9 protein-coding genes, 1 tRNA gene and 2 pseudogenes are annotated in these 10417 nt (G+C 54.6%); 7 read left to right on the top strand and 5 right to left on the bottom strand.

All coding sequences use genetic code 11. The annotated features are described in order from the left end of the window. The 4 genes and pseudogenes from G113_RS21380 to G113_RS15970 all read left to right on the top strand — a co-directional run. Positions 1-1107, top strand: a pseudogene (locus tag G113_RS21380) (AAA family ATPase); the annotation flags it as partial. Positions 1108-1123: 16 nt separating this feature from the next. Beyond that, complete coding sequence (locus tag G113_RS21150) at positions 1124-2875, top strand: DUF2357 domain-containing protein (RefSeq protein WP_152436082.1); 1752 nt, start codon at positions 1124-1126, stop codon at positions 2873-2875. Positions 2876-2951: 76 nt separating this feature from the next. Then, positions 2952-3027 (top strand) — tRNA-Asn (locus G113_RS15975). A 250-nt stretch (positions 3028-3277) separates the two neighbouring features. Further along, positions 3278-3787 (top strand): DUF1993 domain-containing protein, encoded by a 510-nt coding sequence (locus tag G113_RS15970; protein ID WP_005906928.1) that lies wholly within the window; start codon positions 3278-3280, stop codon positions 3785-3787. 85 nt (positions 3788-3872) lie between these two features. Here the strand turns inward: G113_RS15970 and G113_RS15965 are convergent, their stop codons facing one another. Both G113_RS15965 and G113_RS15960 read right to left on the bottom strand, forming a co-directional pair. Continuing rightward, entirely contained in the window at positions 3873-4478 is a 606-nt protein-coding gene (locus G113_RS15965; RefSeq protein ID WP_005906925.1) for a LysE family translocator, read from the bottom strand. Between the two features lie 16 nt (positions 4479-4494). Next, a complete protein-coding gene (locus G113_RS15960; RefSeq protein WP_005906924.1) occupies positions 4495-5322 on the bottom strand; it encodes an AraC family transcriptional regulator in 828 nt (275 codons plus the stop codon). Positions 5323-5542: 220 nt separating this feature from the next. On the opposite strand from G113_RS15960, the gene G113_RS15955 reads away from it, so the two are divergent. Next, the gene (locus G113_RS15955; RefSeq protein WP_005906923.1) at positions 5543-5875 is read left to right on the top strand and encodes a YegP family protein; all 333 of its coding nucleotides are present in this window, start codon (positions 5543-5545) and stop codon (positions 5873-5875) included. Positions 5876-6073: 198 nt separating this feature from the next. On the opposite strand, the gene G113_RS15950 is transcribed toward G113_RS15955, so the two are convergent. Further along, positions 6074-6406, bottom strand: coding sequence for a hypothetical protein (locus tag G113_RS15950; protein ID WP_005906921.1), 333 nt, complete (start codon positions 6404-6406; stop codon positions 6074-6076). Between the two features lie 386 nt (positions 6407-6792). Here G113_RS15950 and G113_RS15945 point away from each other — a divergent pair, with 386 nt between their 5' ends. After that, positions 6793-8304, top strand: a complete 1512-nt coding sequence (locus G113_RS15945; protein ID WP_040319315.1) for a histidine-type phosphatase — start codon at positions 6793-6795, stop codon at positions 8302-8304. 62 nt (positions 8305-8366) lie between these two features. On the opposite strand, the gene G113_RS15940 is transcribed toward G113_RS15945, so the two are convergent. After that, positions 8367-9233, bottom strand: a complete 867-nt coding sequence (locus G113_RS15940) for an EamA family transporter (protein WP_005906918.1) — start codon at positions 9231-9233, stop codon at positions 8367-8369. A gap of 106 nt (positions 9234-9339) precedes the next feature. On the opposite strand from G113_RS15940, the gene G113_RS15935 reads away from it, so the two are divergent. Beyond that, on the top strand, positions 9340-9798 hold the full coding sequence (locus tag G113_RS15935) for an Lrp/AsnC family transcriptional regulator (protein WP_005906916.1): 459 nt from the start codon (positions 9340-9342) through the stop codon (positions 9796-9798). Between the two features lie 127 nt (positions 9799-9925). Here the strand turns inward: G113_RS15935 and G113_RS15930 are convergent. After that, positions 9926-10417 (bottom strand): annotated as a pseudogene (locus G113_RS15930) (sugar O-acetyltransferase); the annotation flags it as partial.

Raw genomic sequence — 10417 nt, 5'->3', positions numbered from 1 at the left:
TTAGTAAACTTGACTCCCAGTGTAGAGAATGCCGCTAATTTTATTAATACTGTAGCTACTAGAATTAATAACATGGAAGGAAGAGAGTTATCTGATATTGAAGTGGCGAATTTACTGATATGTATGCAGCAAAATATGCTTACAATATTGCAAGGTAGACCTGGTGTTGGTAAAACATCTACAGCCATAAATGTAGCTACTGCCTTAGGTATTTATAATCCTATCGGTTCAGGTCCTTCTTTAGATTTCCTCAATGTACCTGTTGCTCGTGGATGGACCGGTTCTCGTGATCTTCTCGGATTCTATAATGGATTAAGAGGTACATTCCAAGCATCCAAAACAGGGTTATATGAATTTTTAATTAATGGTGAAGATGTAAAAGACAGTGCCAGTGTCCGAGTGGTCCTTTTAGATGAGGCCAATCTATCGCCTATTGAGCATTACTGGAGTGATTTTATTGGTCTTACTGATAAAGAAGGCAGGGATCGCCCAATTGATACAGGGGCTCATGGCCTAGACCGATATATATATCCTGCAAAATATAACTCTTTGCGATTCATCGCCACTATAAACAATGACAGTACAACAGAAAACCTGTCTCCACGTTTGTTAAGTCGGGCTCCGGTTATATCAATGGATAACGTTAAGGTTGCCTCTGAAGGATATCTCGGTGGACATCTAATTGAGATGGAGGGAGCTCTATCATTATCTGCTCTGGAAGCAATGTTTGGTCGGACCGCAGAATATGGTGATAATGGCTATGGCGGTGATCTTTACGAAGAACTGCAGAAAGTTATTGATACAGGGTTAAATATTTCGCCCTCATTACGCGAATCGCTATTATTAGAAGGCCGCAAACAGCAATCCATTATAAAATATCTTGATGTCGCTGGTAGTATCATGGTTGAAAATAAAGCTCAAGCTCAAGACTTTGCCTTGGCTCAGTTTGTCCTTCCCCACTTAAGAGGTGAAGGTGAGAAGGTTAGACAGGCTTTATCCGCTATGGCCGATCAGGCTAAGAGTAATAATTTGGAGCGAAGTGCCCAAATTTTAGAGCGGATATTAAATGATGGTGATAGTTACTTGAATAGCTATTCATTCCTCTAATCAGGGAGGATTCAAGATGGTTTTAAACCTGAGAAACATGAAAGCTAGAGCGGATACGTGGTCACAAATCACGTTATCACTTGGTAGTGGAGCTAAGGATTCTGCTCCTCAATACGCTATACTTGAGACGAATCAAATTGCATTCCGACTTCATACAACGGACGTTTATTACTCTGCGAAATTAGTTGTTGAAAGCTTAGATATAAATGGTGTCGCAACTGATGATAGCGGTATGGCATTTGAATGGTTGCCAAAGAAAAATTATAAGTTTGGTTATGATGCGTTATTTTTACATTATTTTGGTGTGGCCCAGTTTGCAGTTGAGTTAACAGATGAGCGTGGTGTTGTTACAGTGGCTGTTTTTGAGCCTATAGAAATATATGGTCGAAAAATTACTGCTGAACGAGCAACGTCAATGTTGTCTTATATCTCTGCAAAGGTAGATGAGCATATTCTAACAGCATTAAGCCCTACAACATTTAGCGCAACGATGGCAAGGACAGGAGTTGCTCCTGCCGAAATATTAAGTCGTCTTGAGAAGACACTTGAAGATGTTGAAGTTACGATTAAGAACATTATTCTTCGTCCTTTAACCAGTTTGAGAGCTAATAGAATTGTTGTACACAACCCCACGTCTGAAGATGTAGATGATTGCGGCGTTGAGTGGATTGCAGAATACTCAGGTCTATCTCATCAAGTTAGTTGTGAAAATGATGGCGTATTTTATAGTGGTACAGAATGGCGAGGGATGCCTGAAGTTTTGGTAGCTAAGGCTGCTACCAGTACTGATATATATGAAAACCATCTAGTATTTTTTTACTTAAACAAACTTTTGGAAGAAGGGAAGCGAATTTTAAATAAATGTGAGAAGATTCGATGGGGCGGGAAAGCCCATAGTGCTTCTATTAGCCCATTTGGATATGTGAGTTTTTTTGATGTTTCGCATAAAAACTTGAATTCCATCAACGCTAAATACGAGCAGAGAGCACGATCTTGCGTGAATAGGCTAGAACAGATGGTCTCTGCGTTCAATAAAAAGATACCGATTTCATCTCGCCATATTGGGCGGCCGATGTTAACTGAAAAGATAAAATCAAATAGACATTATTTGTTGTTTATTAAAAGCGTTAAGGAATGGGTCGAATGTAGAGAAATACATTGGCTTGAGCAGATGCTATTAAGTAATATTCATTCCACTCCTGTGCTATTTGAGTATTATTCTGTCATATTGGTAGATTGTTGGCTTAAAAGTAACGGGGAACACCAGCGCAAAGGTCTTTTTAATGGGAAGCTTCATGGGAAAAATATAAAACTTTACTATGAACCTAGTTTTCCACACCCCCGATATGGGAATTCTCCCTATGGAGTCTGGAGTTGTGATATAAACAGCAGGCGTGGGCGCCGACCTGATATAGTTATCGATGTTGATAGCGATAATAATGCGCTTAGAGAACTTTTTATTTTTGATGCTAAGTGTCGAAATGAATATGACGTAATAAATTATTCTCTGCCTGATTGTGCAATGAAGTACGGTTATGGATTGCGAGATATCAATGGCCGCTGCCCTGTTCAGTGTGTGGTTATGTTACATCCGAAACCGCTTAACGAACATGATGATTTCATTGATTTTTATGCAAGCCCATTTAACTTTGAAGGCGCCACACCTGCTTACCCTGTACTCGGTGCTCAGCGCTTAAATATAAATGGCAATGGAGTCGAAAGTGGTTTTCATCGATTTCTTAATGATTTGTTGATGTTGAGGAGTTAGTGTTTTTTGGGGGCTCTTTAGGTTGGCGGGTGATGAGATAGGCGGTTCGATTCCGTCTCTGGGCACCAAGTACAATTCCTCCTTAGTTCAGTCGGTAGAACGGCGGACTGTTAATCCGTATGTCGCGGGTTCAAGTCCCGCAGGAGGAGCCAACACAAAAGCCCAGCAGCAATGCTGGGCTTTTGTGTTCCATTTTCCCCACTTAAAGCCGATGACGCAGCCCATCAACATGATCAGCACGAGGCGGGGTTGAATGGGGGCTGGTGTTTTACCGCTACGGCAGCGGCTGTCGTCTGGCTGTGTTGGAGGGGCGACAAATCTGCATGTACGCAGCAAAAAAAAGCTATATTGAGCTGCGCCGCCCTGCGGGACGGCTCTTCCAGCCTTTATAGAGAGCGCATCATGAACCGTGAATTTACCGCCCAGTTTATCAAAATGCTCACCAACCTCGACCAGCTGCTGGTCAAGGCTGCGGCCCACGCCGAGAGCAAGAAGTGCGATGTGAACAATTTCTTCGGCGATCGACTCATTGTCGACATGTTGCCCCTGAGCAAGCAGGTATTGATCTGCTGCGAATCGGCCAAGGCCTGCGTGGCGACTGCCAGCCACAGCGACAATCCGAGCTTCGCGGACGAGCCAGCCACCATGGCGGATCTGCGCGGCCGCATCCAGGCGACCATCGACTTCCTGAAGGGCCATCTGGAGTCTGACTACAGTGCGTTCGAGAGCGGCAAGTACTTCCCTTACTGGGCCAATGGCAAGTGGATGGATGGCAAGACCTGCTTCTACGAGTACGGGTTGCCGAACTTCTACTTCCACCTGACCATGACTTATGCGCTGCTGCGCCGCGCCGGGGTCGAGCTGGGCAAAGGGGACTATCTGGGCGCCCTGGCATTCCATCAGCCGGAATAAGGCAAACGGGATTCAATAAAAACGGGCCTGCCAGGGTGGCAGGCCCGTTTTTATTGGCCGGCAGGCAAACCATTCTCTGTCCGGTTCATCCCAGGAGGGGCAGATAGACATGCTGATAGGCCAGGGCCCCGGCGGAGTAGAGCAGCAGGGCGGCCATGATGAGATTGAAGTACCTGAACCAGCGTGGGTCTTGAATGCGGCGGCCAACCAGATCCCCCAGCAGTGAATAGCTGCCCGGTGCGCCAGCCGCCAGCAAGCCAAGCAGCAGAGACCAGGGCAGCAGGCTCCAGCCGTGGATCTGCGCCGCCGGGAACTGGATGCTGGCAATGGGCAGGGTCGCTATCATGGCCTTGGGATTGAGCAGCTGGATCACAAATCCATTGCGAATGCCGAGCGGGCGGGCCGAGGCCGCTTGTCCGCTGACCTCGCCCTTGTCGCGGGCTATCTTGATGGCGAGATAGGCGATGTAGAGGCAACCCACCAGGCTGACATAGATCAGGGTCTCTGCTCGTACCAACCGGGCCCCCAGCCATCCAAACAGAAGCAGTAGCAGACACATGGCCATGCCCACCCCCATGAAGAAGCCGAGGGAGGCTCGGGCACGCCCACCCAGGCCTGCATTGAGGCCCATCAGGTTGACGGGGCCAGGGGTATACATGATGCCAATGGCATAGGCGAGGATCTCAATCATGGAACTGTCCTTGGGCTCAGCGGATCAGGTTGGCGCTGTATTGGGTCGGGGTCATGCCGTAGATGCGCTTGAAGCGACGGTTGAGGTGGCTCAGATCGGTGAAACCGTAGCGGTACACCAGATCCTGCGCCGATTCCCCCCTCTCCAGGGCGCGGCGCGCCGCATTGATGCGGCAGTTGATCACATATTGATGGGGTGTGATACCGAGCTGCTGGCGAAACAGGCGCAGGAAGTGGTATTTGGAGATATTGGCTGCCGCACTGATATCGGCCAGGGAGATATCTTGCTGGAAGTGGCCATGGATAAAGTCTCTGGCCTGCAACAAGAGTCGATCTATGCTGCTCACCTGGCCATCCGGCTCAAAGCGTCCCGCCTGCTGCATCACCCGGGCGGCGAGACGATAGAGGGCAAACTCCTGCTCTATGCTGGCTGCCCGGCTATTCACCGCCTGAGCCAGCTCGAGTATGCAGTCGCTCAGCCCGCTGTCGCGTACCAATGGCTGCTGCAATCGGTACGGCCCGGTAGCTCGCTCTCCCGCCGCATTGGCAAACAGCGGTGTGATTTCGTGGGGGGGAATATAGAGCATGGCGTAGTCGAGGCTGGCGTTGTCTCCCGCATGGCCGTCATGCACATCCCCTGGATTGAACTGGATGACGCTGCCAGCCGGACTTGAGTGGAAGCCGCCATGGCAGAAGAAGTTCTGTCGGCCCGCCAGCGTGACCCCGAAGGAATACTCCTCATGAGCGTGTCGATCGTAGCGAAACTCCGTCATGTTGACCCGCAGTGCAGTCAGGCTCGCCAGGTGCTGGCTGTGTGCAAATATGAACTGATTATCCTGCGCCATCGCTCCCCCCCTCTTTACCGTGAACCCATGCCCTAATCTACCGTCAAGGAGTGGATGGTCGCTTGGACAATCTTGCTCTTTGTCGCCGATGAGGGGCAGGAGGGAGGATTTGAGTCATTTGGCGCGCGGCTTTTGGGTGCAGTGCCAATCCGGTCACATCCTTGTCAACAAAAGCGGGCTAGTTTAATGGGTGACCTCAACACAGCATAAGGATGCAACCATGGGATGGTATGAACTCAAGCTGGCCAAGAACGACCAGTATCACTTCGTGCTCAAGGCCGGTAATGGCGAAGTGATCCTCAGTAGCGAGATGTACAACAGCAAAGCGGCGGCGCAAAACGGCATCGCCTCAGTGCAGACCAACTCTCCCGAGGCGGGCCAATATGAGCTGAAGGAGGCCGCCAACGGCAAGTATCATTTCAATCTGAAAGCGAAAAATCACCAGGTCATCGGTTCCAGCCAGATGTATGCCAGCCAGGCTTCGGCCCACAATGGCATCGCTTCGGTGCAAACCAACGGACCCTCGGCGACCATCAAGGATCTGGCCGTCTAACGAGACCGGGCCTCATGGTCCGGTGTCGCGTTTACTTCATCGCTTGCGAGGGGGCTGGACCTGCGTCGATTTGATCGCCGGGTAGCGGACCGGTTGCACCAAGCAGAAAGCCCCGCAGTGCGGGGCCTTTTCGGGCAGTGCGTGTTCGACCACCATCAGGGGGAATAGCCGGGCATGGCCAGGCTATCGACAGGACTCTTAGCGCTGCTTGCCGCTACCTATACCGAACGGGATGCGGTAGTCGCTGCTCTGCTCGCCCAGGCTGACGGTCAGCGTGCCTTGCGTGCGGCTGGGGATCTTCACCACTTGAGTACCCGTCAGGTTGGCATGAACCGAGGTCAATACATCGCCGGATTCGTTACGCACCTCCAGCATGGGATTGGCCTTGCCATCGATCGCTGCGGTCGCGTGCCAGTTCACAAAGAGTACGCCCGGGGTGGCATTGAAGTCAGCGGGAACGGAAGCCTGGGCGACACCAGCGCTCATCAGGCCTGCGACGGCCAGCATCTTGATTAGGTTTTTCATGTTCATTCACTCTCTTGGTTTTTATGTCATTGCCAAGGCCGGTTCGGCCTGAATCAATGCATCCGTGCAAGAGGTTATTCAAATAGTGTGTTGTTCTTCTGTTGATTGCCAACATCTTGCATTGATGATGTTGGTGTCCTGAACGACCTGTTATTTGGCCGCCTGGCGTTCCTGCCTAAGCGTTGATTGAATATTAAACGCATCGGCTAGCCGATGTTAGCGAGATTATCTGGTCTATTTGTTCAAAAAATATGAAGTCGATATCCATCTCAGGTTCAGACAGTGGAGCATGGCGAGCCGTTGCGCATGCGCCATCAATCAAGCCGACTCCTGACACTTGATTGTCATATGAAGCGCTTAAGGTGCAGCCTCATTTTCAATATGGTTCAAGGATGACTATGTTCCGCCCCTCTGCTCTCACCCTCGCCCTCTCTGCCAGTCTGACAATGACACTGTTGGCCGGTTGCAACTCAGAAAACGACTCTTCTCCTGCTACCACGCCCAGTGTCGACTATCAGTACAGCACCAAGGCTGTCTACGCTGCCCGTCAGGATGCGAGCAGTTATGAAGCGGCGCCAGCCGGTTTCACCCCCGTCTTCACCGAGCTGGTTGCCCGACATGGCTCCCGTTCCCTGTCCAGCCCCAAGTACGACGTGCTGACCAAGCAGATCTGGGACGCGGCTTCTCGGCAGGGTGCGCTCACCACGCTGGGTCAGGGGCTGGGGGCCAAGGTGGATGCCGTCACCGCAGCCAACCGGCAACTGGGCTATGGCCTGCTCTCGGCCCTCGGCAAGGAAGAACATGCCCTGCTGGCGACCCGCCTGGCCGAGCGGGTGCCGACCCTGCTTGGCAAGGGAGGTGCGCCCGCCTGCATCCGGGTCGAGACGTCGGGCAAGGACAGGGCCAACGAGAGCGCCTACTACTTCATGGAGAGCCTGGCAAAACGGGTCAATTTCGTGGCTGACAGCAAGGACTGCTACGTGAGCCAGCAGAACCCCTCCGAGATCGACAAGGGGCTGCGCAACAAGTTTGAACTCTACTTCCACAAGACGGAGCCGGAAGGGGATTACCTCCAGTACCTGCCCGCCTTCCAGGCATACATGGCGTTCGTCGGGGATGAGGAGGAGGGTGTGACTCCGGCTCCCGAGCTGACCGAGGCGCTCGATGGCCTCAAGACCCTGCCCCAGACCCGGGTGATGGCGCGCGCGATGCTCGAGCGCCTCTACAGCAAGGCGTTCGTCGACGAGCTGGCTGCCGGTGTCGAATATGTGGCGGTGAACCCGGAAGATGGTGACAAGACCTATGTGCGCGACGAGGTGGATGCCGCACTGATGCTTTACAACCTCTTCATCATTGGCCCGGGGATGATCCGGGAGGCGCAGGCGCAAGGGGCGCCCTGGGATCTGGAGCAGTTCATCACTCCGGAGGAGTCGGCCTGGTTCTCCTATCTCTCTGATGCCGAGGACTTCTACGAGAAGGGGCCGAGTCTGAGCAGCCAGCGTGCCACCTACGAGGTGGCTCAGCCCCTGCTCGACGGCATGTTCAATGAGGTGCAGCACCAGGTGATCGAAGGGGCCAGCGAGCACCTCGCCACGCTGCGCTTTGCCCATGCCGAGACCATCATACCCCTGGCTGCCCTGATGAAGCTGGAAGGCAGTCGGCAGAGCGCTCAGCCGGGCGTACTGATGAGCCAGGCCAGCAACGAATGGCGCGGCGGCTGGGTCTCTCCTTATGCGGCCAACATCCAGTGGGATGCCTATCGCGATGACAGGGGCAAGGTCTTGGTCAGGATGCTCTACAACGAGAAAGAGACGGCGTTCAAGGCAGGGTGCGTTCCCATCAAGATCGGCAGCGCCTTCTATGAGTTCGGTGAGCTCAAGCGCTGCTACGGTTATCCGTCGTGACGTTTGCTCGGTATCTCTGATGGAGCGGGCCTGTCATCACAGGCCCGCTTTATTTGGCGCCGTCACGCCGGGTCGGTGCGCCGTCGTCCCCCATGCCAGGTGGTGCCCATCGAAGCAGTTATGATGGCGGCTATTCCCAGCCACTGGGACGGGGGCAGTTGCTCCCCCAGCAACAGCAACCCCATCAGGGCGCCCATGGCGGGTTCACCGCTGGTCAGGATGCCGTAGCTCTTGAGCGGCAACCGGCGCAGGGCAAACATCTCGAGGGAGTAGGGGATGGCGCTCGAGAGCAGCCCCACCCCCGCTATGGTCAACACCAGGGGGAGAGTGAAGCTGGCCTCGCTCGCCCCGCCGAAGCCGAAGGGCAGTACCAGCAGGGTTCCCACCCACATGCCAAGGGCCGGGGCCTGGGCCCCCAGCAAGGCACCGGCCCGCTTGCCGGTCAGCATATAGAGCCCCCAGAACACGCCGGCGCCGAGGGCCAATGCGGCCCCTTGGAGATCGATGGCCTGTTCGGCCTCCCGCAGCGGCAGCAGCAACAGCAGACCGACGATGGCCAGCGCCAGCCAGATGAAGTCTTCCCGGTGGCGGGAGCTGAGCAGCGCCACCGTCAGCGGGCCTATGAACTCGATGGCCAGCGCCACGCCGAGGGGTATGCGCTCTATGGCCAGATAGAAGAGCAGGTTCATGGCTCCCAGCGAGAGTCCATAAGGGATGGCTCCCAGCAGGGTGCGCCTGTCGAGTGGCGCTCGCCAGATTCTAAACACCAGGGAGAGGAGGAGGGCGGCACACCCCAGCCGGAACAGGGTGGTACCGGCGGCCCCGATCAAGGGAAACAGCGACTTGGCCAGGGAGGCGCCGAGGGTGATCGACAGCATGGCGAGCATGACCGCCAGCAGGGAGGAGAGGGTGGTGGTGGTCGGCGGCATCTTGTTCAAACCTGAGCAGGGAAGGGGAAGTAAAATATATCTGGCGATAGCCGTAATCTCGGTTTAAAACTGGCTCTATTCGATAATTTTTATCTCCTTAACCCCCATGACCGACAAGTTCGATCTGCTCATCCTCGCCGAGCTGCAGCAGGATGCCCGTCTGCCCATTCCCGAGCTGGCCCACAGGGTCGGCCTCTCGGCGCCCGCCTGTTACCGCCGGGTCCGGGCGCTGCGAGAGGCAAGCCTGATTGAGCGGGAGGTGGCGCTGGTGGCGCCGGCGACCATGGGCTGGCCTATCACCATGCTGGTGCTCGTCACCCTGGAGCGGGATCATGGCCGTATCGTCGATGAGATGATTGCCTGCCTGAAGGGGGAGCCTGAGGTCATGGACCTCTGGTATGTGACGGGTGATCAGGACTTCGTGCTGCAGGTCGCCGCGCGAGACATGCCGAGCTACGAGCAGTTCACCCGGCGGGTGCTGCATGCCAGGGAGCAGGTGCGCAGCTTCAAGACGTTGGTGGTCATGGGGCAGCACAAGCGCTGCGGGGCCTTGCTGCCAGCCTGAGGTGGGGAATTCGCTGCGGGGTCGTGTCTGCAAGCCATTGGCAGGCTGTCATGAACAAGAGGGGGCTTGCAGGGGTTGGTCACGGCGCCGAATACAAGCCGGGGCAGCATTACCTGCCCCGCTCGTGTCAGATCTCCGCCAGCTCCTGCGCCGTCATGGGGTGCAACACCCGACAAGGGTTGCCGACCGCGACCACCCCCGCCGGAATATCCCTGGTGACCACGGATCCCGCCCCTATCACGCTGTTGTCCCCTATGGTGACGCCGGGGCAGATGACGGTGCTGCCTCCTATCCAGACGTTGTTGCCGATGCGCACCGGCTTGCCGAACTCGACTCCCGCCACCCGAGGCGCCACCGCCACCGGATGGGCGGCGGTGTAGATCTGCACCCCGGGGGCCAGCAGCACGTTGTCACCTATGTGCACCTCGCACACGTCGAGGATGGTGCAGTTGACGTTGGCGTAGAAGTTCTCGCCCATGAAGATGTTGGCACCATAGTCGCAGAAGAATGGCGGGTTGATGGCGCACGCTTTGCCACGGCCACCGAGCAGTTCATGGAGCAGCACATCCCGCTCCGGCTTCTCCTGCCAGCTGGTCGTTGAAGCTGTGATAGAGCCTGC

The sequence above is a fragment of the Aeromonas molluscorum 848 genome (genome assembly GCF_000388115.1).
Classification (GTDB): Bacteria; Pseudomonadota; Gammaproteobacteria; order Enterobacterales; family Aeromonadaceae; genus Aeromonas; species Aeromonas molluscorum.
This window is presented reverse-complemented; position numbering and strand designations above follow the sequence as displayed.

Coding starts and splice junctions, on each gene's coding strand:
- G113_RS15965 (WP_005906925.1), bottom strand. CDS start 4,478: ATGATTGAGATCCTCGCCTATGCCATTGGCATCATGTATACCCCTGGC.
- G113_RS15945 (WP_040319315.1), top strand. CDS start 6,793: ATGACTATGTTCCGCCCCTCTGCTCTCACCCTCGCCCTCTCTGCCAGT.
- G113_RS15960 (WP_005906924.1), bottom strand. CDS start 5,322: ATGGCGCAGGATAATCAGTTCATATTTGCACACAGCCAGCACCTGGCG.
- G113_RS15940 (WP_005906918.1), bottom strand. CDS start 9,233: ATGCCGCCGACCACCACCACCCTCTCCTCCCTGCTGGCGGTCATGCTC.
- G113_RS15955 (WP_005906923.1), top strand. CDS start 5,543: ATGGGATGGTATGAACTCAAGCTGGCCAAGAACGACCAGTATCACTTC.
- G113_RS15935 (WP_005906916.1), top strand. CDS start 9,340: ATGACCGACAAGTTCGATCTGCTCATCCTCGCCGAGCTGCAGCAGGAT.
- G113_RS21150 (WP_152436082.1), top strand. CDS start 1,124: ATGGTTTTAAACCTGAGAAACATGAAAGCTAGAGCGGATACGTGGTCA.
- G113_RS15950 (WP_005906921.1), bottom strand. CDS start 6,406: ATGAACATGAAAAACCTAATCAAGATGCTGGCCGTCGCAGGCCTGATG.
- G113_RS15970 (WP_005906928.1), top strand. CDS start 3,278: ATGAACCGTGAATTTACCGCCCAGTTTATCAAAATGCTCACCAACCTC.